This window comes from Peribacillus sp. V2I11, assembly GCF_030817135.1.
GTDB lineage: Bacteria > Bacillota > Bacilli > Bacillales > DSM-1321 > Peribacillus > Peribacillus simplex.
The window spans coordinates 2419865-2445761 of sequence record NZ_JAUSYW010000001.1; the positions used below are offsets into that span (position 1 = coordinate 2419865).

Annotated in this window: 21 protein-coding genes and 2 pseudogenes; 14 read left to right on the forward strand and 9 right to left on the reverse strand. The window is 42.3% G+C overall.

Annotation, left to right across the window (positions count from 1 at the left end; translation table 11 throughout):
• From QFZ73_RS11685 to QFZ73_RS11725, 9 genes and pseudogenes are all read left to right on the forward strand, one after another.
• Complete coding sequence (locus tag QFZ73_RS11685; protein ID WP_285846905.1) at positions 1–741, forward strand: ABC transporter ATP-binding protein; 741 nt, start codon at positions 1–3, stop codon at positions 739–741.
• A complete protein-coding gene (locus QFZ73_RS11690) occupies positions 668–1858 on the forward strand; it encodes an ABC transporter permease (RefSeq protein WP_307266125.1) in 1191 nt (396 codons plus the stop codon). Before QFZ73_RS11685 ends, QFZ73_RS11690 begins: the two co-directional genes overlap by 74 nt.
• A 108-nt stretch (positions 1859–1966) precedes the next feature.
• Positions 1967–2638, forward strand: coding sequence for a response regulator transcription factor (locus QFZ73_RS11695; protein WP_251427184.1), 672 nt, complete (start codon positions 1967–1969; stop codon positions 2636–2638).
• Positions 2639–2648: 10 nt separating this feature from the next.
• Positions 2649–3887: a sensor histidine kinase gene (locus tag QFZ73_RS11700; protein WP_307266130.1), complete on the forward strand. Its 1239-nt coding sequence runs from the start codon at positions 2649–2651 to the stop codon at positions 3885–3887.
• Between the two features lie 127 nt (positions 3888–4014).
• Positions 4015–4464 carry a hypothetical protein gene (locus QFZ73_RS11705; protein WP_307266133.1) on the forward strand — a complete coding sequence of 150 codons (450 nt, stop codon included), beginning with the start codon at positions 4015–4017 and terminating at the stop codon, positions 4462–4464.
• A 329-nt stretch (positions 4465–4793) separates the two neighbouring features.
• Positions 4794–6153, forward strand: a pseudogene (locus tag QFZ73_RS11710) (IS1182 family transposase).
• A gap of 355 nt (positions 6154–6508) precedes the next feature.
• The gene (locus QFZ73_RS11715; RefSeq protein WP_307266136.1) at positions 6509–7693 is read left to right on the forward strand and encodes a NupC/NupG family nucleoside CNT transporter; all 1185 of its coding nucleotides are present in this window, start codon (positions 6509–6511) and stop codon (positions 7691–7693) included.
• Between the two features lie 158 nt (positions 7694–7851).
• Complete coding sequence (msrB, locus tag QFZ73_RS11720) at positions 7852–8811, forward strand: peptide-methionine (R)-S-oxide reductase MsrB (RefSeq protein ID WP_307266139.1); 960 nt, start codon at positions 7852–7854, stop codon at positions 8809–8811.
• A gap of 22 nt (positions 8812–8833) precedes the next feature.
• The gene (locus QFZ73_RS11725; protein WP_307266143.1) at positions 8834–9688 is read left to right on the forward strand and encodes an STAS domain-containing protein; all 855 of its coding nucleotides are present in this window, start codon (positions 8834–8836) and stop codon (positions 9686–9688) included.
• 64 nt (positions 9689–9752) lie between these two features.
• Here the strand turns inward: QFZ73_RS11725 and QFZ73_RS11730 are convergent, their stop codons facing one another.
• From QFZ73_RS11730 to QFZ73_RS11745, 4 genes are all read right to left on the reverse strand, one after another.
• Positions 9753–11405: a glutamine--tRNA ligase/YqeY domain fusion protein gene (locus QFZ73_RS11730; protein WP_307266146.1), complete on the reverse strand. Its 1653-nt coding sequence runs from the start codon at positions 11403–11405 to the stop codon at positions 9753–9755.
• 335 nt (positions 11406–11740) lie between these two features.
• Positions 11741–12481 (reverse strand): amino acid ABC transporter ATP-binding protein, encoded by a 741-nt coding sequence (locus QFZ73_RS11735; RefSeq protein ID WP_063234251.1) that lies wholly within the window; start codon positions 12479–12481, stop codon positions 11741–11743.
• Positions 12482–12492: 11 nt separating this feature from the next.
• Positions 12493–13158: an amino acid ABC transporter permease gene (locus QFZ73_RS11740; protein ID WP_063234250.1), complete on the reverse strand. Its 666-nt coding sequence runs from the start codon at positions 13156–13158 to the stop codon at positions 12493–12495.
• A 26-nt stretch (positions 13159–13184) separates the two neighbouring features.
• A complete protein-coding gene (locus tag QFZ73_RS11745; protein WP_251427163.1) occupies positions 13185–13964 on the reverse strand; it encodes a transporter substrate-binding domain-containing protein in 780 nt (259 codons plus the stop codon).
• A gap of 489 nt (positions 13965–14453) precedes the next feature.
• Between QFZ73_RS11745 and purU the strand changes: the two genes are divergently transcribed.
• Positions 14454–15356, forward strand: a complete 903-nt coding sequence (purU, locus tag QFZ73_RS11750) for a formyltetrahydrofolate deformylase (protein ID WP_251427159.1) — start codon at positions 14454–14456, stop codon at positions 15354–15356.
• A 59-nt stretch (positions 15357–15415) separates the two neighbouring features.
• Here purU and QFZ73_RS11755 read toward each other — a convergent pair whose 3' ends face one another.
• The 4 genes from QFZ73_RS11755 to QFZ73_RS11770 all read right to left on the reverse strand — a co-directional run bounded on the left by QFZ73_RS11755 (position 15416) and on the right by QFZ73_RS11770 (position 19428).
• The gene (locus QFZ73_RS11755; protein WP_251427156.1) at positions 15416–16075 is read right to left on the reverse strand and encodes an SIMPL domain-containing protein; all 660 of its coding nucleotides are present in this window, start codon (positions 16073–16075) and stop codon (positions 15416–15418) included.
• Between the two features lie 139 nt (positions 16076–16214).
• Positions 16215–16409 (reverse strand): YwbE family protein, encoded by a 195-nt coding sequence (locus QFZ73_RS11760; RefSeq protein WP_307266158.1) that lies wholly within the window; start codon positions 16407–16409, stop codon positions 16215–16217.
• Between the two features lie 111 nt (positions 16410–16520).
• Positions 16521–18041: an FAD-dependent oxidoreductase gene (locus QFZ73_RS11765; protein WP_307266161.1), complete on the reverse strand. Its 1521-nt coding sequence runs from the start codon at positions 18039–18041 to the stop codon at positions 16521–16523.
• Positions 18042–18960: 919 nt separating this feature from the next.
• The gene (locus QFZ73_RS11770) at positions 18961–19428 is read right to left on the reverse strand and encodes a transposase (protein WP_307266164.1); all 468 of its coding nucleotides are present in this window, start codon (positions 19426–19428) and stop codon (positions 18961–18963) included.
• A 593-nt stretch (positions 19429–20021) separates the two neighbouring features.
• Between QFZ73_RS11770 and QFZ73_RS11775 the strand changes: the two genes are divergently transcribed.
• Positions 20022–21215, forward strand: coding sequence for a ParM/StbA family protein (locus tag QFZ73_RS11775; RefSeq protein ID WP_251427147.1), 1194 nt, complete (start codon positions 20022–20024; stop codon positions 21213–21215).
• Between the two features lie 8 nt (positions 21216–21223).
• Positions 21224–21763: a hypothetical protein gene (locus QFZ73_RS11780; protein ID WP_307266167.1), complete on the forward strand. Its 540-nt coding sequence runs from the start codon at positions 21224–21226 to the stop codon at positions 21761–21763.
• Between the two features lie 98 nt (positions 21764–21861).
• Here the strand turns inward: QFZ73_RS11780 and QFZ73_RS11785 are convergent.
• Positions 21862–23155: pseudogene (locus tag QFZ73_RS11785) on the reverse strand (NCS2 family permease).
• A 301-nt stretch (positions 23156–23456) separates the two neighbouring features.
• On the opposite strand from QFZ73_RS11785, the gene QFZ73_RS11790 reads away from it, so the two are divergent.
• The gene (locus QFZ73_RS11790; protein ID WP_307266171.1) at positions 23457–24962 is read left to right on the forward strand and encodes a DEAD/DEAH box helicase; all 1506 of its coding nucleotides are present in this window, start codon (positions 23457–23459) and stop codon (positions 24960–24962) included.
• 15 nt (positions 24963–24977) lie between these two features.
• Positions 24978–25886 (forward strand): phosphotransferase, encoded by a 909-nt coding sequence (locus QFZ73_RS11795; protein WP_307266173.1) that lies wholly within the window; start codon positions 24978–24980, stop codon positions 25884–25886.
• Positions 25887–25897: the final 11 nt, after the last annotated feature.

The window sequence follows — 25897 nt, forward strand, 5'->3', positions numbered from 1 at the left end:
ATGGCGAAACCCATCATAAAAATTAAGAACATGTCTAAATCATATGAATTAGGCGGTGAAACGGTTAAGGCACTTCAGGATGTCTGTCTTACAATCGATAAAGGCGATTTCATTTCCATCATCGGACCTTCTGGATCAGGGAAATCGACGTTCATGAATATGATTGGCTGCCTAGACAAGCCTGACATAGGTGAATATCTTCTTGATGGAAAAGAAGTGGAAAAGATGAAGGATAATGAGTTAGCCGCAATTCGTAATATTAAAATAGGATTTATCTTTCAAAATTTCAACCTGTTGGCAAAACTGACAGCGTTGGAGAATGTCGAACTTCCCCTTGTTTATAGAGGGGCAAGCGTGAAGGAAAGAAGAGAAGTGGCCAATGCGTGCCTAGATATGGTAGGCCTGAGTGACCGGAAAAATCATCTGCCGACCCAACTGTCGGGTGGACAGCAGCAAAGAGTTGCGATTGCAAGGGCACTTGCAGGTAATCCTCCCGTTTTATTGGCTGATGAGCCGACGGGGGCTCTGGATAGTAAAACGAGTAAAGAAGTGCTGCAGATGCTGAAAGAATTGAACGAAAAGGGACAAACAATCATTCTTATAACCCATGACTTGGAAGTGGCAAAAGAAGCAACTCGTGTCGTTCGGATACAGGATGGTCAGCTATTTGAAAACGGAGGTGATTGGATTGAACCTGAACGAATCAATGAAAATGGCTATACGCAGTATCAAAACCAATAAAGTCAGGGCATTTTTAACCATGCTCGGGATCATTATTGGAGTTGCTTCCGTAATCGTTCTGGTTTCGATTGGACAGGGTTCCTCACAGTCCGTTCAGGATGAGATCAATAGCCTGGGAACGAACCTGATAACGGTTAGTGTCACGGATACCGATTCCGTGGAGCTGACGGATGATACAATTGAACAGTTTAAAGACCTGAACGGGATATCGGAAGTGGCGCCAGTGGTCACTGGACGCGTTTATGTAAAAAATGGGGAAGCTTCGGCACAGGTTTCAATGACCGGTGCAACTTCATCCTACTTATCAGTTAGGGATCTAGAGCTCAGTCAGGGCCGGTTTTTGACGGATATGGAAACAGAATTACGCTCTAAGGTCGTTGTCCTGGGGTCAGATACAGCCAACACGCTTTTTGAAAATCAAAAAGCGGTGGACCAGAACGTTCTTATCGGCGGTGTTTCCTATAGAGTGATCGGTGTCCTGAAATCAGTAGGCACCTCAATGGGATCGAGCGGGGATGATGTAATCATTGCACCGATCACCACTGCCGAAAGGGCTACAGGCAGCACGACAATCGGAACCGTATATTTAAAAGCGGAGAACGAGAATATCATAGATAGGGCGATGTACCAAGTACAAGGTATGATGACCACATCATTCCCAGAACAGAGTGATAACTATTCGGTGTCCAATCAAGAAGATCTGATGGATACAATGGGCTCTGTGTCGGATACGTTCACACTTATGCTTGGCGGTATTGCCAGTATTTCGTTACTGGTAGGCGGAATTGGAATCATGAATATCATGTTGGTTTCCGTAACAGAGAGGACGAAGGAAATCGGCATTAGAAAAGCAATTGGGGCCAATCGGAAATCGATTCTTCTCCAGTTTTTAATTGAAGCGATGGTCTTGAGCTGCTTTGGGGGATTGTTGGGAGTTGGAATTGGATTGGGAATCGCAAAATTGATTGCAGCTTTTTCAAGTTTAACGATTAGTTATTCATGGTCGGTTACATTGTTTGCCTTCATATTCTCCATTTTAATCGGGATAATCTTTGGCGTATTTCCTGCCAATAAGGCATCCAGGTTAAATCCAATCCAAGCACTTCGTCACGAATGAACATTCAATTTGAGAGAAAGCAGGCGATTAAAAGCCCGCTTTCTTTTGCATATGAAAAAGGATAAAATCAACATATATCACAATTGAGGCTGTTGGGAGGTGCCCTGCATGAAGGTTTTGGTGGTAGAAGATAATGTTTCATTATTAGAATCGATCCGACAAATTCTGACGGATGAATATGTAGTCGATACAGCAGATAATGGGGAAGATGGGCTATTCATGGCTCAGCAAAGTATATACGATATCATCATTTTGGATGTAATGCTTCCGGGAATCGATGGATTTGAAATCGTACGGAAAATCAGGGAAGCAAAAATCGACACAAGTGTCTTGTTTTTGACGGCAAAAGATGCGCTTGAGGATCGTGTCAGAGGATTGGAAATGGGTGGAGATGATTATTTGGTCAAGCCGTTTCAGGCACCGGAACTTAAGGCCAGGATTCGTGCCCTGCTTCGAAGGAGTGGCATTATATCGCTTGAGCAGCATGTGAAATACCGTGATATTGAACTGTTGGAAAAAGAAAAGGATATTTTGGTTGATGGAAAGGTCATTAAAATGACCTTGAAACAGTTTGAGTTACTGGAGTATTTAATTCGAAATAATGGAAAAATATTGACCCGTGAGCAGATTTTCGACCGCATTTGGGGGTTTGATTCAGATACGACGATTGCCATTGTGGAAGTGTTCATCCATCACCTTAGAAAAAAATTGGAACCTTTCAATTATCATAAAGATATTCAAACCGTTCGGGGTATTGGTTATATGCTAAAACGACCATAAGGGGATCATTATGTTCCAAAAAACACGGCTTCAACTAACATTATTGAATTCTATCGTCTTTATTGTCTTAATAGCCATATTAAGCAGAACGATTTATTTCTATACGGAAAATCAGATCTATATGGATGTCAATGATTCACTTAAAAAGGATTACAGGGATTTCAATAATGGGGGCATGCCAGGCGGACGTCCGCAAGGTGAGTTTCTTTTAGGACCGGGACCGAGTGTCATCGTTTGGGGACCGGATGATACGATCATTGAGCCAAGATTGAGTGTAGACCATTTTTTTAAGATCAATGAACAAAAATTTTTCCCTAAAACTTTTGATGAGATTGAAGAAATATCGGTGAATGGATACACGTATCGGGCCCTTTCCACTAAGGTCGGTACGGGGTATGGAGAGATGGCCGTACAATTCATCAGGAATGTGGATACAGAAAAAGATATGCTCGATCGCTTGCTGCTCATATTATTTGTAGGTGGAGGAATTGGAAGTTTGGTGGCGGTAGGCGCAGGCTATCTTCTGGCAGGACGGGCCCTGATTCCGGTCAAGAAATCCTGGGATCAGCAGCAGCAGTTTGTCTCGGATGCTTCGCATGAAATTCGAACGCCGCTTGCTGTCATTCAATCGCGAACTGATTTGCTATTTCAATCACCGTCCGCGACAATCGAGGAAAAAGCCGTTGATATATCCATCATTTCGAAAGAGGTCCGCAGATTGAATAAGCTTGTTAACGGACTTTTGACCTTGACCAGAACGGATTCGAATCAAATGGAGGTCAAGAAATCGAACTTTTTCCTTGATGACTTACTTATGGATATCGTAGAACAGTATACGGATATAGCTTCGTTTCAAGAGAAATCAATCATTAGCCATGCCCCCGAACAGGTGGTGTTTCATGGGGATAAAGAGAGAATTCATCAGCTATTGGTGATCTTGGTGGATAATGCCATGAAATTTACTGAGGAAGGCGGGGAGATTTCGCTATCCTGCATCAAAAATGCTTCATCCATCATTCTTACAGTGGAAGATAATGGAAAAGGCATTCCGCAGGAAGATCTCCCCTTGATTTTTAACCGTTTTTATCAAGTGGAGCAATCCCGTTCAGCAAATGAAGGCTCCGGTTTAGGTTTATCCATTGCCAAATGGATTGTAAACACACATCAAGGGAACATCAAGGTTACGAGTGAACAGAATGAACGCACCCGTTTTGAAATCACTTTTCCGAGAAATCAAAGGAAAAAATAATCCACCTTAAGATACCGTCCAATAGTAAAAAGACCCTTATTTTTATCCTTGTTGCTTAAGGAAAAATTAAGGGTCTTTTTAGATAATCATCTTATAAATGCATTTTATTTTCGGAGGAGAATCAATGATGAAAAGACTTGGTAAGTTACACTTTTTGGTTGGAATATTGGCTTCGGTCCTTTTAATGGCTCAAGCAGTCATCGGGATCATGATGTATGTGGACGGCAGCGGCAATGAACCCATGAATGGACAGGCGATGATGGGGCAGCCTGCCGACCGTAACACAACAGAATCGGATGATACGGAAGAATCGGCTAATAGCAGTACGGCGACCAATGATTCAACTACGGAAACGGCATCTAATGATACGCTGGGCAATATGGGGATCGGGCCTAATGGTTCTGAAACTCCAGGGGAGATGCCAAGCGGTGGCGCTTTCCGAGGCAGAGACTCTTTTGCAGGGAAATTTATCGGCTTTTATCAAGGGGCAGGTGGCTTGGCTGCATCCATCATCATCTTTGTAATCGGAGGCGTTGGATTAGTGACATCGGTGATAACCAGAAAAACAGCAGCCTAAAAAATCGATACTATTTGAGGAAAAAGAAGGTTCCTTTCGAAGGGGAACCTTCTTTTCAGACTGTAGACAAACTCGATGAAAATCGAGTTTGTCTATTTTTATGGCTTGTACAATTTGGACGTTGATTTCCACTCTAGGCACTCGCTTTCCGCGGGCGGTCGGGGAGCCTCCTCGGCTTTCGCCTGCGGGGTCTCCCCTAGACGCGCTTTTCCCGCAGGAGTCTCGTACCTTCCGTTCCAATCAACTTTGTCTTACCTTTTAGATAGAACACTTTTGCCTGGAGTCATTTTTGTTTTAAAATAGAAGTATTAAAACTTGAGGTGATGAGGATGCTTTCTAAACATGATTCTATTCAGCGAGATCAACTTGAAATGATAACTTTAGATCAACTGGTGCCACCGAACCATTTGGTTCGTAAAATGGAGGCTGCCATTGACTTCACTTTCATTTATGACTTGGTGAAAGATATGTATTCAGAGGTAGGACGCCCAAGTATTGATCCAGTTATTTTAGTTAAACTGACTTTCATTCAATATACCTTCGGTATTCGTTCCATGCGTAAAACGATTGAAGAAGTTGAAACCAATATGGCTTACCGTTGGTTCTTAGGCTATGGTTTCCATGATAAAGTACCTCATTTCTCTACGTTCGGGGAAAAATTATGAGCGACGCTTTAAAGATACAGACCTGTTTGAACAGATTTTCTATCGCATTTTAATGACAGCTGCTAATAAAAAGTTAATAAGTGCTGAACACGTTTTCGTGGATTCCACACATGTGAAAGCCAGTGCGAATAAACGGAAATTTGAAAAGAAAATCGTTCGTAAAGAAACACGAGCGTATCAAGGACGTCTTCAAGAAGAAATCAATCAAGATCGTGAAAACCATGGAAAAAAGCCTTTTCCACCAGATAAATTTGATAAAGAAGAGACCAAAGAGATTAAAGAAAGTACAACGGATTCTGAGAGTGGCTACTATGTGAAAGATGAACGAACAAAACAGTTTGCCTATTCATTCCACGCGGCCGCAGACCGCAACGGTTTTGTATTGGGAACGATTGTAACACCTGGAAATACACATGACAGTCAGATCTTAGAGCCACTAGTTGAACAAGTGATTGAGAAAGTTGGAAAACCGGAAGCCGTTGCCGCAGATGCAGCTTATAAAACACCAGCGATTACAAGCTACCTATTTAACAAAGAAATCATACCGGCTTTACCTTATACACGTCCTCGCACCAAAGAAGGATTTTTCCGCAAACAGGACTATGTATACGATGAACATTTTGATTGTTACCTTTGCCCTTCGGGCGAAACTTTAAAGTACTCAACAACAAATAAAGAGGGCTATCGCGAGTACAAATCGCCAAAACAAATTTGTACAACATGCTCATTTTTATCTCGGTGTACAGAAAGCAAAGACTGTCAAAAAGTGGTGACACGGCATATCTGGCAAACACATGTGGAAGAAGCAGATCATCTGCGTCATCATCAAGATGTAAAACCTATATATGCAAAACGTAAAGAAACGATTGAGCGTGTATTCGCAGATGCAAAAGAAAAGCATGGTATGCGTTGGACTACTTTAAGGGGACTTAAAAAATTGTCGATGCAGGCGATGCTTACTTTCGCTGCCATTAATTTAAAGAAGATGGCCAATTGGACATGGCGAGGTCCAAAAATGGCCTAACATAGTGGGCTCGTAGAGCCCCAATCTCTTAACTTTAGGCGAAAATTCAAAGGGAATTTCAAAAGGGGTTCAGAATTTTTTAATTCCGAACCCCTTTTGTCTACAAACTGAAAAGAAGGTTCCTTTCGAAGGGGAACCTTCTTTTTTAATTTACGAAACCCATTATTGTCACTAATTGTTATTTTAAAAAGGGAAATAATAATTGCACTTAAAAAAATATTAGTTTAATATAGACTTCTGGAGAGGTACGTACATGTATTTTGGATGAAAGAGAAAACGTTTGCATAAATTTTTTTGAGGGTAACCTACTATTAATGCACGATCATTAAATTCACCCTTAGTGGAGGCAGAATATATGAAATTTCTGATTGCAATTTTAGGACTGCTTATTGTTTTTGGACTAGCTTTATTAGTCAGCAGTGACCGGAAGAAAGTTAAAATTAAACCGATCATCCTCATGGTGGTCATGCAGCTTATTTTAACTTATTTATTATTAAATACGAAGTTCGGTTTAGTGATCATCAATTCGATTGCCGAGGGGTTCGGAAAACTTTTAGAATGGGCAAATGAAGGGATCACCTTTGTATTTGGCGGGATTGTAAACGAAGGAGCATCGCCCTTCTTTTTAAATGTCCTTCTTCCCATTGTCTTCATCTCGGCATTAATCGGGATTTTACAGCACTTCAAGATCCTTCCGTTCATCATGAAGTGGATTGGATTCCTGCTAAGTAAGGTGAATGGGATGGGTAAATTGGAATCTTACAATGCGGTAGCATCAGCAATAGTGGGCCAATCCGAGGTTTTCATAACCTTGAAAAAACAACTCGGTGCCATTCCGCCATCTCGCATGTATACGCTTTGTGCGTCAGCCATGTCAACCGTATCGATGTCGATCGTCGGTGCTTATATGACGATGATTGAACCAAAGTATGTTGTGACGGCTATTGTTATTAACATGTTCGGTGGATTTATCATTGCATCCATTATTAACCCTTATACGGTAACGGATGAAGATGATATTCTCCCTGTTGAAGAAGGGGCAGAGAAGCAGTCGTTTTTCGAAATGCTTGGGGAATATATCATGGATGGATTTAAGGTTGCTATCACTGTAGCCGCGATGTTAATTGGTTTCGTTGCACTAATTGCAGGAATCAACAGCTTATTCGACATGATCATCGGCATCAGTTTCCAAGACATCTTGGGGTATATTTTTGCCCCGTTTGCCTTTATCATGGGGATACCGATTTCAGAAACCGTGACTGCAGGCGGAATCATGGCGACGAAGCTAGTAACCAATGAATTCGTTGCCATGCTGAGCTTAGGGGACGCATCAGCAGCCTTGAGCGATAGGACGATAGGAATCGTTTCGGTTTTCTTGGTTTCATTCGCGAATTTCTCATCTATTGGAATCATTGCCGGTGCAGTCAAAGGACTTCATGAAAAACAGGGAAATGTTGTGGCCCGTTTCGGCTTGAAGCTGCTATATGGTGCGACTCTTGTCAGCATCCTATCAGCGATCATCGTTAGTGTGATACTTTAATTAATGGATCTAATACAAAAAGGCACTTGGGCATACTCCTAAGTGCCTCTTTTATATTTGTGCTGCAAAGATAGAAAACAATTGTTTTTGAATTTGAAGGTGTTTGGCTTGCTGGTATATAATACATAAAATGACAAGCGTGAAAGGGGAGTTTTAGGATGACGATGGCTGGAAAAGAAACGGCTATCTTTGCAGGAGGCTGTTTTTGGTGCATGGTTGCTCCCTTTGATGAAATGGATGGTATTATTTCAGTGACATCAGGTTATACAGGCGGTAATTTTGCCGCACCTAGTTATAAACAAGTGATTACCGGGTCGACCGGTCATGTTGAAGCGGTGCAAGTGGTATTCGATCGATCAATCATTTCCTATAAAAAGTTATTAGAGATATTCTGGCGCCAAATCGATCCTACGGATGACGATGGACAGTTCTCGGATAGGGGAAAGCAATACAAGGCAGCCATTTTCTATCTTAATGAATGTCAGAAACGGGAGGCGGAACAATCGAAGGAAGATTTAATGATGAGCGGGCGGTTTAAGAAACCTATTGTTACGGGTATTCTACCCTCGGGGAAATTTTACGAGGCAGAGGAATATCATCAAGAATTCCATCGGAAGAATCAATTTCGCTATGCATTGTATCGTAAAGGCTCAGGACGGGATGCATTCATTAAAGAAAATTGGCCTAAGGATAATGCACACCTTAGAAAAACCTTAACGGAGAGTCAGTTTCATGTCACCCAGGAAAATGGCACGGAGCCGCCTTTCGATAATGTTTATTGGGATCACTTTGAAGAAGGCATCTATGTGGATGTCGTTTCTGGGGAGCCTCTATTCAGTTCGCGGGATAAGTATGATAGCGGTTGTGGGTGGCCAAGCTTCACGAAGCCCATCATGTCGGCAAGTGTCAGTGAGAAAATGGATCTCAGCCACCGAATGACCCGGACCGAGGTGCGCAGCAGGGACGCCGATTCACATCTTGGACATGTTTTTCCCGATGGCCCAAGTCCTAAAGGCACGAGATATTGCATAAACTCTTCTGCCCTTCGATTCATTCCTAGAAATGAAATGGGGAGAGAGGGATATGGAGACTTATTATTACTTTTTAAAATGAAATAACTAGTGAGATAGGGGAACACAAATGGATAAAATAGATGAAAATTTATATCGATATATCCTTGATAATTCATCCAAGATTACGGAAAACTGGCTGGCTTTAAGGGAAAAGCAGTCTGGATCCATCTATTCAATAGATTCTAATGAGGAAATCGAAAAGCTTCTCAGAGAACAGAATACATTGACCATCAAGACAGTGACCAGTGCTTTACTTGAAGATAAAACGGCTTTTATTGAAACGATGGAGCAGTGGGCCACACTTGTCGCGAAGAGCAGGGTTGAATCGGACACCCCCATTTACGAAGTGCTGGAAGCGCTTAGTAAGGTTCGGGAAACATATTGGGCCTTCATCACTGATTATATGCTAAAGGATACGGGGATAACGAAGGATACAATCATCCGGTGGAGCCGGCTTATTAATCGTGCATTCGATCAATTGAACCGTGAGTTCACTGAGCAGTATTACCTTTTGACAAAAGAACGTTTACTAGCTCAACAGGACCTGATTAATGAACTGGGCGCACCTGTCATTCCCATTGTTGATGCCATTGCGGTATTGCCGTTAATCGGTGAAATCGATACCTACCGGGCAAAGGAAATTTTGAATGCGACTCCAAGCAAATGCATTAGCAAAAATGTCACTCACTTATTCATCGATTTATCGGGAGTCTCCCTTTTAGATACGATGGTAGTCCAACAGATCTATCAATTGATAAGTACCCTGAACCTGTTAGGCATTCAATCGACCATTTCCGGGATTCGTCCTGAAGTGGCCCAGACATCGATTCAGTTAGGTCTTGATTTTAGTCAGGTTTCGACACATAGTACTCTTAAACAGGCCCTTTCCAAGCAAGGAATCAAACTTTACGAGAAAAAATGATATAAGGGTGCAGAGAATGAAAAAGAACCAGATCCCGCTAGGAATCTGGTTCTTTTTCGTGATTCTATAACTTGAATGAACTTTTCAACCCAACGATTTGGTTGAAGACCAAGTGATCGGCTGCAGTGAGTTTTGAATCAACATTGTAATAGCCATGCCTGAAGAATTGGAATTTATCCTGAGGCTTAACATCTTTCATGTTAGGCTCGACAAATCCTTGTAAAATTTCTACAGAATCAGGGTTTACCAGGTCCAAGAATGATTTTTCTTCCTCTTCATCATTTTCCTTATCCAAGATTAAAGGCTGGTAGTTACGGAATTCTGCTGAAACGGCTTGTGAAGCTTCGACCCAGTGCAAGGTACCTTTTACCTTACGGCCAGTGAAGCCCGATCCGCTTTTCGTTTCAATGTCGTATGTGCAGCGAAGTTCAATGACGTTACCGGCTTCGTCTTTTATCACTTCTTCACATTTAATGAAATAAGCATGTTTCAAACGGACTTCATTGCCCGGGAAAAGTCGGAAATACTTTTTCGGCGGGTTTTCCATGAAATCGTCCTGTTCGATATATATTTCACGTGAAAACGGGATTTGGCGTGTGCCCATTTCCGGAACTTCCGGATTGACCTCAGCATCCAGCCATTCTATCTCGCCTTCCGGATAGTTGGTGATGACCACTTTAAGCGGGTTCAGGATAGCCATAGTCCGTGGAGCCTTCAGCTTTAAGTCTTCCCGCACGAAATGATCAAGCATTTGAGAGTCTACGACACCGCTTGTTTTTGCGACACCTATCTCTTGGCAGAATGCACGGATCGCTTCGGGTGTATACCCGCGTCTCCGCAAGCCTGAAACAGTAGGCATCCGTGGGTCGTCCCAGCCGTCCACGAAGCCCTCATCGACAAGCTGCTTCAGTTTTCGCTTGCTCATTACTGTATTTGTCAGGTTAAGACGGCCAAATTCATATTGTTTTGGTTTGCTTTCCATTTCACAATTTTCAACGATCCAGTCATAAAGAGGGCGTTGATCTTCGAACTCAAGCGTACAAATGGAGTGTGTGACTCCCTCGATGGCATCTTCAATTGGATGGGCAAATGCATACATTGGGTAGATGCACCATTTGTTGCCGGTATTATGGTGTTCAGTATGGGAGATACGGTACATGACGGGATCACGCAAATTAATGTTAGGTGAGCTCATATCGATTTTTGCACGCAATACTTTTGCGCCGTTCCCGAATTCGCCGCTGCGCATCTTTTCAAATAGTTCAAGATTTTCCTCGACGGTTCTATTGCGGTAGGGGCTATCTTTCCCCGGCTCAGTCAGCGTTCCGCGATATTCACGGATTTGGTCGGCATTAAGGTCGTCCACATATGCCAGTCCTTTATTGATGAGCAGCACAGCTCTTTTATACATTTCATCAAAATAGTCGGAAGCGAAGAAAAGGTTATCCCAGTCGTAACCGAGCCATTTTACATCTTCCTTAATGGAGTTTACAAATTCAATATCCTCTTTCAATGGATTCGTATCATCGAAACGAAGGTTAGTTTTCCCATTGAAATCATCAGCCACCCCAAAATTCAAAATGATTGATTTGGCATGCCCGATATGTAAATATCCGTTCGGCTCAGGAGGGAAGCGTGTGATGACATGATCATGTTTTCCGGACTCTAGATCATCTTTTATAATATTTTTAATAAAATTCGAAGAGTTATTTTCCAACTGAATTCGACCTCTTTCATTTATATACTTCTTTTAATTTTACCTGTATATATACCATAAATACAGATATTTTTCCATGTTCGAGCCGGAATCAGGGTTTATCTGAAACAATTCATCAAGTATTTAGTTTGTACAATCAGAGCGAAAATATCCCTGAAACTTTAATCATGTAAATTAGGGAACTACCTAACTGGAGATAAAAGAAACCAAGAAATCGTTTTACATGCAAATAAGCAATACAGGAATTCACGCCTGTATTGCTTATAATGATGAATTAGGCTCTAGGCCGGAATCAGTCGAATTATTCTCGCGATTAGGCAGATTTAGGATTCAATTCAAAAGACTGTCGTTTGCAAAAATTCTTTTGTCCGCTCTTCTTTTGGATTGGTGAAGAATTCTTTTGGCGGGCCGCTTTCGACAACCCTCCCATTATGCATGAAGACAATCCAATCCCCAACTTCACGTGCAAAGCTCATCTCATGTGTAACGACTACCATTGTCATCCCTTCCAAGGCAAGTTCCTTCATCGTGGCAAGTACCTCCCCGACAAGTTCGGGATCCAGAGCCGAGGTAGGCTCATCAAAGAGTAGGATATCTGGCTTCATGGCAAGGGCACGGGCTATGGCGACACGCTGTTTCTGCCCACCTGAGAGCTTGCTTGGATAGACATCCGCTTTATCTGATAAGCCGACTTTGGCAAGCAATGCATTTGCTTCTTCAATCGCCTGGGCCTTAGGGACCTTTTTGACGTGAGTCGGTGCTTCGATGACATTTTCCAGTACGGTCATATGCGGGAAGAGGTAGAAATGCTGAAAAACCATTCCGACTTTCTCACGGATTTTATTAATATCATGGGTACCCGGATTGACTTCCGTTCCTTCAATGAGGATTTGCCCGCTGTCTTTCTTCTCTAAATAATTCAAACAGCGGAGCAGGGTGCTTTTTCCGGAACCGCTTGGTCCGATCAGACAGACTACATCGCTATCCAGTACCTTCATATCAATATCTTTGAGTACATGCAGGTCTCCATACGATTTATTTAAATTCCTAATGCGAATCATTTCTTTTTGTTCCATTTCAATTCCCCCTATCGATCACTAATGGAAAGTTTCTTTTCGAATAAATTGACGATAATGGTCAGGAATGCCACTAGAATCAAGTAATAGACCGCTACAATCAATAAATAAGTCATTTCATCAAAATTATTCGAGCCTAATGTAGTCGCCACGTTAAACAGCTCATTCATGGATATGAAAGCGGCAAGTGATGAATCCTTCAGCCCGATGATGAATTGGTTGCCTAGCGGCGGCAATGCGCGACGGAAGGCTTGAGGTAGGATGATCCTTCTTAATGCGAGCGAATTGCTCATGCCAAGGGAGCGTCCGGCTTCCATTTGGCCTTTGTCGATGGATTGGATCGTACCACGTAAAATTTCAGAGATATAAGCTCCATTATGGAAGGCCAGGGCAAGTGACGCCGCCCAGAAGTCCGGCAGTAAGAAGAGATTGCTGATACCGAAATAGAGTATGAATATCTGTACGATTAGCGGTGTTCCCCGCACAAGGAATACATATGTATCCGAAATCCATGCAAGGATTTTTATATTGGATATTTTTAAAAGTGCAAATAGCAACCCGATGACGATTCCTACCAATATGGAGACTACCGTCAGTTCCAATGTGAGGAGCATGGCTCGGATGAATACGTCCGAGGAGCTAAATAATGTATCAAAAAAATGTGAAAAACTTGGCAATGTAATGACTCCCTTTCTATCAATCTTTATTCAGGCTTGGTTGTGATATCCTCACCAAAGTATTTTTTGCTGATTTCCGCAAGTGTTCCATCTTCCCGGAGGTTTTCAAGTGCTTCGTTGATGCGTGCAAGCAGCTGAGGGTTGTCGTTAGGCAGTACGATGGCCTGCTCGCTTCGTTCGATCAATTGCCGGCCTTCGATGTCGAAACCTTCCTTGGTCGCTTCCTTGCCGGTTACAAAGTCTGTGATGACGGCATCATGACGTCCTCCGCTCAATGCTTTCAGGGCGGTGATATCACTGTCATAGGTTTTTACATTGGTTGTATATTTTTCTGCTGTGGTCGCGTACGTGGAGCCTTTAGAAGCTGCAACTTCCTTTCCCTTTAAATCTTCAACCGTTTTAATATCACTATCTGTGCGGACGAAAATTTGAGGACCTGAGTAGTAATAAGGGGTGGAGAAGGCAACATGTTTACTTCGTTGATCATTAATTGTATGACTGGCAACCGCGGCGTCTGCCCGACCTGTTTTGACACCTTCCACGATACCTTTGAATTTTATCCGTTTAGGTACTGGCTCCAGGCCCAGTTCCTTTGCAATTGCATCGCCAACCTCAATATCGAATCCGGTTACGGTCATGTCATCATTGACATAACTGAATGGCTTGAATTCGCCTGAGGCAGCGAATACAAACTGGTCCTTATTGATCAGCTTACTCCCATCCTCTAGCTGGTCCTTTTCAGCACAGCCGGATAGAAGACCAAGAACAGCCAGAATGGATAGAATGAATGTAACTGATGATTTCATGATAATTTCATTTCCCCCTTTTAAAAAAACTAATAGAATGGTCTATACCCTTTTGAGGCAGTGAATAACCTCATTAACAGGGAAAATAAAACTGAAATAAAAAAGGGGGTCCGGATCATGCCGACATTTCATTCAAGAATCCCCTTCACTATGCATTTCATAAAAGGTTCTCTGCCTTTGCCTTCATTTCCTCCAAATTACCTGTAATTTCCTGAAATAATGACAATAATTATTTAATTGAGTAAGAAATTTCGGCAAGATTCAACGCTAGAGATGAATTTGAAACACTTCAGGGTGATGATTTAGATTTATCGAAAGAGAAAAACTGATGAAAACCTTATCTAATGAATGGGATGGAATAAAACTATGGAGGGTTTCAAAAAAGGACCATGGTGGCTGCCAACAAAATCCCGAATTGATTGACTGACTTTAATTTTGCCTATGAATTGAAGTATAATATAGCAAAATAGAAGAAGGGCAGTTGGGAAAATGGTAAGCAACTTTGTGCAAGAACAGTTACAGGAGTTTCGCGAAAAGAATCAAGATAGGGGCCGTTTAATTATAAAATGTCCGGACCAGCCCGGAATTGTTTCGACAGTTACAGCCTTTCTTAAAGAGTATGATGCAAATATTGTTGAATTGAGTCAGTATTCGATGAATCCTGAGGGCGGTACCTTTTTCACCAGGATCGAATTCGATTGTCCAGGATTGAAGGATAAGGCAACGGGTATGCAACTGGCATTCCAGGAAGTTTCGACAGCATTCTCGATGCAATGGACATTTAACCATGTGAGTGATCTGAAGAGGACGGCAATCTTCGTTTCCAAGGAACCGCATTGCCTTCTGGAATTGCTATGGGAGTGGCAAAGCGGAGATTTATTAGCTGATATTGCACTAGTCATCAGCAATCATGAAGATACCAGGCAAATTGTCGAATCGATGGGCATCCCGTTTTATTATATTCCTGCGAATAAGGATATACGTAAGGAAGTGGAGACAAAACAGCTTGGACTTCTGGAAGAATTCAAAGTGGACCTTATTGTATTAGCTAGGTATATGCAGATATTGACGCCGGATTTCGTAGCGGCCCATCCAAACAAAATCATCAATATACATCATTCATTTTTACCTGCCTTCATTGGAGCACGGCCTTATGAAAGAGCTTATGACAGAGGTGTTAAGCTGATTGGGGCGACTTCCCATTATGTGACGAATGATTTGGATGAAGGTCCGATCATCGAGCAGGATATTGAACGTGTGGACCATCGCGATTCTGCTGGGGATATGAAGAAAATCGGTCGTTCAGCTGAACGCAGGGTGCTGGCACGTGCCGTCAAATGGCATTTGGAGGACCGCGTCCTGGTTCATGAAAATAAAACGGTAGTCTTTTAAAGTGAAAACCCCCCCTTTTGGTTGCCAAGGGGGGGTTTTTAGGATGAAATGAGTGAGTGCTAGTACGTGTATTCCACTCTTACTGAGGCGGTGATGTTCAATTCACCAGGCTGAATCGGGGTAGTTGCCATTTTTGAAAAGGTACTTGTTTGGTAAAGCATCGGTGTTGCCGTTTCAGATAGCTCTTCAACCTTATTAGGGACTGGGTTCAATGAGATTCCTAGCGTTCGAGCCATGGAGAGTGCTTTTTCGTATGCCTTTTTTAAAGCGAGAGAAAGTGCCTGATTATAGTATGCATCTGGATTGGATAACGAGAAGCGGATGCTGGTGATTGAATTGGCGCCGCTTCTGACGGCCGTGTCGATTATGCTGCCTATTTTCTCGATGTCGGCCGTTTGGGCCTGGATGATGTGCTGGACTTTATAGTTCTTGAACAATTCCTTTCCGTCAATATAATCATATTGTGGATCGATTCTATAATCACTCGTTTTCAATTGCTCTTCGGGAATGCCTGCGGATTTAAGTGATGCGATGACATTTGCGATTGCTTGGGAATTGGTTTGCTGGGCCTTTTGCGGATCCTCATCCTCTGTTATGACTCCAAGGGTGATTGTGGCTTGATCCGGAGCAGCCTGAAGCGTCTCTGAGCCGGAAACTTTCAATGTATGTTCATCGTTGCGGTAATAATCCTTATTGGGGGCATTGTATTCTTGATTCATTTTGACACCAGCCTTTTTAAAGAGATAATCTCAACCCTATTGTACGAGTTATGAACGGGAAACATGATTGAAATATCCCCATTCTCATTAATTCGATCGAATAATCACAAAAAAACACTCGGCCTGGACCGAGTGCACATTACTTATGAATGACTTGAACCCTGCCAACCTGGCCATCAGTCAATCTTACTTTAATTCCATGAGGGTGAGTGCTGGAGTTGGTCAAAATATCCTTTACAGTGCCGCTTGTCAGTTTTCCGCTGCGTTGATCTGCTTTAAGTACAATGTCCACAGAGGTACCTGGGATAATATCTTTCCGATTTTTACCGTTCATGTTCAATTCAATCCTTTTAGAGTTATTTGCAACCATTCAATCATGCAGTAACTTCAGTATAAGGAAAACAACGGACCCAGTCGACTATTAGATAAAATCAAAAATTGACCATTAGCGTATTTTTTTCAATGGTTCGACAGCAGGGCCATTTATAACTTCACCAGCGATAGAGTAGCGGGAGCCATGGCATGGGCAGTCCCAGGTACGGTCGCCGCTATTCCAGGCAACCTCGCATCCCATGTGTGTACATGTGGAGTCGACAATATGAAGCTGGCCATCATGATCACGGTAACAACCAGCTTTGTCTCCATCCACCTTCACGATTGCTCCTTCATCAATTCCTAAGTCTTCCGGCGTTTTATGAATGACGGCCAATTTGCCTTTGATCAGATGCTTCGCCACATCAGCATTATCCTGGACGATATTTTTCACGCCTTTTAAACGGGCAGGGTCATATAATTCCGCATACCGGTTATCTCTTTGCAAAATCCGGTCAGTTAAGATCTTGGCGGCAATCGATCCATTCGTCATTCCCCATTTAGCATAGCCGGTAGCTATCAGGACGTTTTGATGGTTGGCTGTCACTGGACCGACGAAGGGGATATTATCCGGTGTCACGATATCCTGTGCCGACCAGCGATAGGGAATGTCCTTCACATCGAAATATTGGGAACTGAAGTCCTTCAGTGCTTCATAATGCTCGATCATCGAGATTCCCTGGCCTGTTTTATGGCCATCTCCGCTAACAAGTATAAGTTTTTCCCCATTGTCCAATTCCGTATAGCGAAGGGAGCGGGTAGGGCTGTCTGCACTGTAATACATCCCGCCTGGATATTCCTGTTCAGTCTTGATACCAAGCACATAGGACCTATTTACATGAACACGGGCAAAGTATAAGCCCATTTCATCATTAAAAGGGAAGTGGGAGGCAACGATTACCTGATTGCTTTTGATTGAATGTCCAGTATCCGTCAGAACGGTCGGTGGATCGCCGTCCTCAATCTTCATTGCCGTTGTCCGTTCATAAATTGTGCCTCCACTCTCGAGAATTGTCGAAATGAGGGCAGTTAAGTATTTTAACGGGTGAAACTGTGCTTGGTCTTTCATTATCACAGCAGCTTTACAAGGGATGGAGAAAGGGATATTCTCGGCATAATCCCCCCGAATGCCGAGTTTTTGGTAGGCTTTCAGTTCATTTTGGATTTTGCTTTTATATTCATCCGTATTTGCGTAGACATAAGCATCCTGTGCAGTCAAATTACATTGAATGGAATGTTCTCCCACCAATTCTTTGATTAGCTTCATTCCATCTGCATTGGCTTCATAATAAAGTCTGGCCTTCTCCTCACCATGGTCAGTGATCAACTGGTCATAAATCAAGCCATGCTGAGCCGTGATTTTTGCTGTAGTGTGTCCTGTCGTTCCAGTAAGGATTTTGCCTGCTTCAATCAGTGTGACTTTAACACCTTGTTTAGCTAGTAGATAAGCAGATGTGATTCCAGTAATTCCTCCGCCTACTATTAAGACATCAGTGGTTATATCTGTATCTAGTTTAGAAAAAGAAGGGAAAGTTAACGCACTGCGCCAATAGGGTTCCGGAAATCGGGGAAGGTCTGTATTTTTTCCAGTCATTTGAATACCTCCATACAGTTCAGTTAGTGAATTGTCCATTTATTACCATACCCAAATCCGCTATTTATACGCTAATTTTTGTAAGAAGAAACATTTAAAAAATACATTATCCGGTTTGTTTACAAAAACGTATACATGTAAACAAAAGTAGATGTATTGTACACAAAAACGTATGCATGTTTACAATCACGTACACATGGCTATATATAAGGTGTATACATATTTGTTCCTATTGTAAACAATTCGAAAATTATAGCTACTGTTAATGAAGCATTGACTATCGTGGAAACTTTTTCGGCTTCCAGAATCGTGAGAGGAAGGCCGTTAAATATTTTAAAGGGGTAAAACTTTGCTTGGATCATGGAATATTTACAAGGAAAGGAGAAAGGGATTTCTTATGCATAATCCCTGCGAATGGCATTTTCGATAGGCTTTTAGTTCTTTTGGAATTTTACTTTTATATTCATCAGTATTCGCGTGAATATAGGTATCCATTGCAGTCAAATTTCATTCAATGGAATGTTCTTCTACCAAGTCTTTGATAAGCTCATTCCTTCTGCGCTACATAATATAGTTTGGCTTTCTCTTCACCATGTTTTAGTGAACAAACAAATCGTAAATCAGGCCATGCTGTGGTGTGTCCCGTTGTTCCGTAAAGGATTTAGCCAAGCCTCTATTTGTGTAACTTTAATACCTTGTTTAGCTGAGTAATCCCTGTAATTCCGAGTGGTTATATCTGTATCTAGTTTAGAAAATGAAGGGGGAATTTAACGCACTGCGCCAATAGGGTTCACGAATTTGGGAAGTTTCTGTATTTTTTGTATGAAAACACAACAGTAAAAAAGCCATGCTAAAATAAACCCTCCATATTTTCATTTTTTTTGATGGGGGTAAATGTACTATGCCGTTATTTAACTGGTTATGCAGTTTGTTGTTCAGATGGAGCGATTGTATAGCCTTTCTTTTTTAGGTATTCGACCATTTTTAATTCTTTGTTATTTTGTTTTCCTTCAAGGTAATTTGAGCCTAGTTCATGATAAGGTTCTCCTGTTTTTAAGATGTTGTAAGTAATCGGTAATAGTAAATGGGCAGAAGCGATTCGTCCCTTCATTTTTCCTTGCCGTTTGGTAATCCTTTTTCGATGTGAAGCAATTCGATTATTTTGCCTTGATGTCGCTAATACACATTCTACTGCCATCGTTTTTAAAGCTTTATTTCCTTGTGTGGTTTTACTCGTTTTTTTACCAGCACTTTCGTAATTTCCAGGACTCACACCAGCACCAGCCCAAGAGGCAAGATGTTTAGCAGACTTAAATACGGACATATCAACACCCATCTCCGCAAAAGTAGCTGCGGCAGCTTTGTTCACATTAGGTATACCATCCAATAATTCTACTTCCTTACGATAAGGGGACAGGAGATTTGTTACAAAAATTTTTGTACACTAACTGGTTCTTCCTTAAGATCCACCAAAAAAGGTTCACCCTGGTTGTATTGTTATCACCATTATTGTCAACGGTTTAATGGGTTAGACATTATTTTGGGGTAATGAGCAGGGTTTCGTGTTAGATGGTGGCGGCGAGGATCGCCGCCATAGAAGTTTCTCAGTCAATTGAATACCCTCTATACAGTTCATTAGTGAATCGTCCATTTATTACCATAACTCAATTCACTATTTAAACGCTTATTTTTGTAGGGGGAAAGATCAATTAAAAATACAATATATGGTTTGTGTACAAATACGTATACGTGTAAACGAAAAAAGTCGCATTGTGCACAAATGCGTATACATGTGTACAAACACGTACACATAGCTATATATAAGGTGTATACATATTTGTTCCTATTGTAAACAATTTGAAAACAATTCGACAAATATAGCTATTACTAATGAAGCATTGACTATCGTGGAAACTTTTTCTATCCTTAAAGGGAATGCTTCACTAAATTTTTTTTCTATAAAAAAGGGGATGTTTTTAGATGAGTTCTAGAATCGCAGCAGTAGACGTAGGAAATGATGCTATCAAAGCTATTTTTGGAAAGCTAGAGTCTGAACTATATATACCAAATGTCATTGCAAAAGACATAGAGGACCGTCCGGTCATTGGGATTGAGGAACTTAATGAAAAAAACCCATTGGAAGGGATTCATATCAGGGTCCATTCACCGGCCCTTCAAGACAATAATGCGATTTATCGCGTTGGGAACTTGGCGACAAAAAGTGATAATCCTACAGAACTGGATTTAGGAAGCAGTAAATCGGAAGAAGATCAAACATTAGTCATGCTTTTTGCGGCTCTTGCATTAGACGCTGCCAAGTTGGGGGACAACGATACATTCAAAAAAGTGAATAACGTTGTGGAAGCCAACTATACGCTTGGAACAGGGTTGCCACTTCGGGAGGTTAAAGAAGGGAAAGACGTCGGATACCGCTCGAAATTACTTGGTTCAGTCCACCAGGTGGAATTCTTAATTACTCCTAAATACCAAGGCATGAAGGTTAATATCAAATTCGATGAAGTGAAAGTCTATCCAGAGGGCTTCGCTGCATACATAAATTTGGTCATGGATAAAGATTTGAATATCATTAACCGTGAATTAATAGATAGAAGAATACTCATTCAGGATATCGGTGGATTATCGACGGATATCGCGGTCATTAAAAATCGTAAAGTTGACGATGACAAAGCGCAAGGATTCAACTTAGGAGTAGCTGAAGCTCTTGAATCGATTCGTGAAGAAATCAGGAAGAAACATGGTGTCGAGCTGGATAGCAGGCGCGACGTCGTTGAAATCATCACGAAGAAAAATGATCGCAATCATATTATGGTTCGCGGAAGCAGGACAAGCGTCCATGATATCGTCGACCGCATTTTAGGTGAACTGGCCAAAAAGCAATATCGTCACCTGCGCAACGTATGGCAAAAAAATTCCCAAACGGAAATCTGCTATTTTGTAGGCGGGGGATCGATCGTCCTGAAAGATTACTTGAAAACATTGAATCAAAATTTCGATGGCTACAATATAGACTTTTTCGAAGATGAACGAGAAAGCGTTTGGATGATGGCAAACGCCTATTATAAATTGATTTCGGATTTTAACCGCCGGAATTCAAAGGAACAGAATCAGTCCCAGCAAAAGAAGAAAGAACAAAGAACGGGTTCTATTAAATAGGTGAGAGAATGAAAAAAACAGCTTCTTCTGAAATTAAAAGAGGGCAAGCCATCACTTTTCGTATCCCTTCGGATGTATCAGATTATACGTTAAGACAGCTGCAGAAATTGAAGGAAACGGAAAGAAGGAATTTTTCCAGTAAAATTGCCGAGTATGTTCTCGATGGAGTCGGGCAATCCACCCATCAGGATCGGGAAATGATTGCCCTGCCCATGCCGAACAAGCTAAGCAAATCTCAGCGTGATTGGCTCAAGCATTCCCACTCAGAAGCTATGCTCGGAACGATTATGTACAACCTTTTATCCGATCCTTTACGTGCTACCGCCTTGCTTGCCTCTTTGAACAGTAATGGATCGAATGAGGAATATATGCAGGTTGAGCTTGAAGAAAAGGAAGTGGAGAAGGTCAAGGAAGACTTACCTAAGAAAGATCTGGATGACTTTGATTGGAATTTGGATGAACCCTCACAACAAGAGGAAGAAACCGAACCGGAAGAGGAAAATCTTGACAATCTCCTGGGTGATTTTCTTGATCAAATGAACCAGTGAATAGTAGGAGGATATCTGACGACAAGTTGGATATCCTTCTTTTTATTGGCGAGAGGTTATAAAAAAAGAGGAACCACAGGGGGTCCATCTTAAAATGATCAAGCTAGGAAAATCAGTTGATAAAGAAATAGAACAGCAAACATGTACACGAACGGATGAACTTCACGGAATTTGCCTCTTGCCATTTTTAAAATGGGATAGGCGATGAATCCGAGTGCTATCCCGTTGGCGATGCTTGATGTTAACGGCATGGCGACAATGACCAAAAAGGCTGGGAATGATTCATCAAAGTGTGTCCAGTCAATTTCATTAATGCTTTTAATCATCATACTTCCCACGATTATCAAGCTAGGTGCCGTGATTGCCGCTACATTTGAGACAGCACCTATCAGTGGGCTGAAGAAGGCGGTTATTAAGAAAAGGATGGCCACGATCAACGCGGTGTTAAACCTGTCTTGCCGCCAGCTCCTACACCAGCTGATGATTCAACTGAAGCAGCGGTTGGGCTTGTACCGAACATGGCACCAATAGTAGTGCCTATGGAATCTGCGAAAAAGGCACTGCCAGATCTTTCAAGCTTATTATCCTTCAGCAAACCAGCTTGGCGGACAATGCCTAACAAAGCACCGGTCGTATCGAAAAGCATCACAAGCAAAATGGAGAAGACGACGCCATAAAGGCCGTAGTTAATGACATCGGCGATAGATGTCATTGGATTGGCGACTATTATCCCTTCAGGTAATGAAGGGGTGGAAACTAGACCGTTAATTTCCAATTGGCCTGTAAAGAAAGCGATTATGGCAGTCACGATCATTCCGATGAATATCGCTCCTTGCACATTGCGAACGATCAGCACGATCGTTATGATCAAACCAACCAATGTAAGTGCCACACTAGGGTCCCTGAAGCTTCCAAGGGTAACCAGGTTGGATTCATGCTGCGTTACGACACCTGACAAACGAAGTCCGATGAAGGTTATGAAAAGTCCGATTCCGGCACTGATTGCATGCTTCAAGTTTTCGGGATGGCCTCGATCAATTTTGAGCGGAAAGAGGTAAGGGATAAAAGGATAAAGATGATACCGGTAACAAAGACTGCAGAGAAGGCAACTGTGTATGTAATATCATGGGTTCCCAGTACCGAGTATGCAAAATAAGCATTCAATCCCATTGCCGGTGCTATGACAATTGGGTAATTGGCTAAAAAGGCCATGCATAGGGTACCGATTATTATTGCGATTATGGTTGCTGTGAATGCCTGGTCGAATGGAACACCGGCATCAGAAAGGATCATGGGGTTTACAACGATGATATAAGCGAGTGTTAAAAAGGTTGTAAGCCCCGCAAGTACTTCCGTCTTAATATTTGAATTCCGTTCTTTTAGTTTAAACATGCGGTCACTCCCTTTTTATATACAAAAAATCCTTGTAAAAATCTACAAGGAGGAGATGCTTCCCCTTTTTCATGTAAGTAGCTCGATATATGGATAATAAAGCTTATAAATTATATTAGAAAAATAACTAAAGTACAATTAGGATGAAAAATTTTAAGGTGCAGGTTTTCTCGAAAATAGATAATGATATACTAACAAATAGCTTAGACTAAGGAAAATGACATAAGGTGAAGGAAGCTGTTACCATTAAAGTGGATTCACCAGTCAATTAAATGAAGAAATTCAGAAAGTAGGCCCATACATGACAGAATTCATCGACCTTGGCGTCAGCCCGGCGATTAACATGATATTAAAGCAAATAGGAATATCCGCCCCTACCCCAATTCAGGAGAAATCGATACCAGATATCCTTGCTGGAAGGGATGTCATCGCGAAGGCGCAGACTGGGACGGGGAAGACTTTGGCATTTTTGCTGCCAATCCTGGAAAAAGTCGATCCCGCCGCATCCCACATACAATCACTGATCGTCACGCCAACCAGGGAATTGGCTTTGCAAATCACTGCGGAATTGAAAAAATTCGCTAATGAAATCGAAGGACTTCAAGTGCTTGCAGTTTATGGAGGACAGGATGTCGAGCAGCAAATGAAAAAGCTGACAAGAAATATCTCCGTGGTGGTCGCCACGCCAGGCAGGTTATTAGATCATTTACGAAGAGGCACCATAGATCTATCACAAACTCAAACACTCGTGCTTGATGAAGCTGATCAAATGCTTCATATTGGATTTTTGCCAGAAGTGGAAGAGATCATGGGACAGCTTCCAGAGGAGCGCCAAACGTTGCTCTTTTCAGCGACGATGCCTGAACAGGTGCATCAATTGGCTAAACGTTACATGACTAAACCATTAACTGCCGCTGTGAAGGCTGAGCAAGTAACAGTCGAGAAAATCAGGCAGGTTGTCATCGAGACGACCGATCGTGCCAAACAGTCTTCATTAATCAACATGATCAAAGAAGAACAGCCATACCTTGCGATCATATTTTGCCGTACAAAACGTCGCGTTTCGGTTTTGAATGATGCTCTGAAGGCAGCCGGATTCAATTCCGAAGAGCTTCATGGTGACCTTTCACAGGCAAAGCGGGAACGTGTCATGAAAAACTTCAGAGACGCAAAGCTTCAATATTTAGTTGCAACGGACGTTGCTGCACGAGGGCTCGATGTAGAAGGCGTGACCCATGTGTTTAATTATGATGTTCCAGAGGATGCAGAAAGTTACATCCACCGAATTGGCCGGACGGGCCGAGCGGGTGAGAATGGCTTGGCTGTAACCTTCATTGCAACGAAGGATCTTCAGCTTTTAAGCGATATAGAAAAAGGAATCTCCATGAAAATCGAAAGAAGGACGATTGAAGGAGTGAAAATGTTCCAACCCGATGAGGTGAGGCAAAAAAGGAAGCGTTATGATGACTCTTCCGATGAGGGTACCCGCCGTCCGCGTTCGGGGGGGGGAAGGAAACATCGGGAACGGATAGATACGAGAGGACCGAATCGCGGCAGTCACCGTTCTGTAAATCAAGCTGACAATCGTGAAGCCGAGAGGGAGAAACCACGGGGAGGCCGGATGGAAAACGGCCGCGGACCCAAAAGGGAGGATTCACGGGGTGGCCGCTCGGAAGACAGCCGTGGACCAAAGCGTGACAATCCACGGGGAGATCAAAGAGATAGCCGTAGATCTGCTAGTACACAAGGGCCAAGTAATCGCAGGGGTGGATCTGGCAGCAGCCCCAATAGAGGGAGAAACCGGTAAAAGGGGGAAACGGGAGTGGAAAAGCCTTGGTTGGCAGAATATCCAGTTTCGCTGGAGCTAGCAGGGGAATTGATCATGCTGCAGTTTCCGGAAATTGAGTTGAAAGGGATCAAGCAACTTGGGGAGGGCTTCGATAACACGGTCATACAAATCAATGGGGAATTTGTATTCCGTTTTCCCCGCCGCCCTATTGCAGTTACGTTGATTCAGGTGGAAAATCAGCTTTTACCATCCATTGCAGGCACTTTTCCGCTTGCTATACCTGAACCTGTCTTTTTTGGGAAACCAAGTACCCTGTATCCTTATCATTTTACCGGTTATAAAATGGTAAAGGGACACTTACCTGTAGAAGGGTCTTTGGCAAATAAGGCCGAATCGGCAAAAAGGTTTGCCCATTTTTTGAAAGTCCTTCACAGTTTCCCTGTGGAAAGGGCTATGCGTTTAGGTGTGCAGCCTGATGGGATGATGAGGCTTGATGTATCCTATCGAAAGAAATCGCTAATGGAAAATGTCTCAAATCTATTAAAGCTAGGATACTTTGAACAGGCGTATGCGGTTAAGGAATTTGTTGAAGAGCTAGGAGAATTGGTTGTTCAGAATCCGATTTCACTCGTTCACGGAGACATTCATATCCGGAATGTTTTACTTGATGACGAAGGCGTCCTTGCAGGTATCATTGATTGGGGAGATGTTCATGTCGGGAATCGCGCCATTGATTTCTCCTTTTTATACAGTTATTTCCCAAAAGAGGCGCGCCGAGGCTTTTATGAAATCTATGGTGAAATCGAAAAGGAAACAGAGAGCTTAGCCCGTTTCAGAGCCATATATATGCTTGTTACATTACTCGTTTATGGCATAGACCGCCATGATGAAGAGCTGATTGCCATTACGAGTACCGGTTTGAAATTTGCTATAGAAGAATAATTGTCATGTTC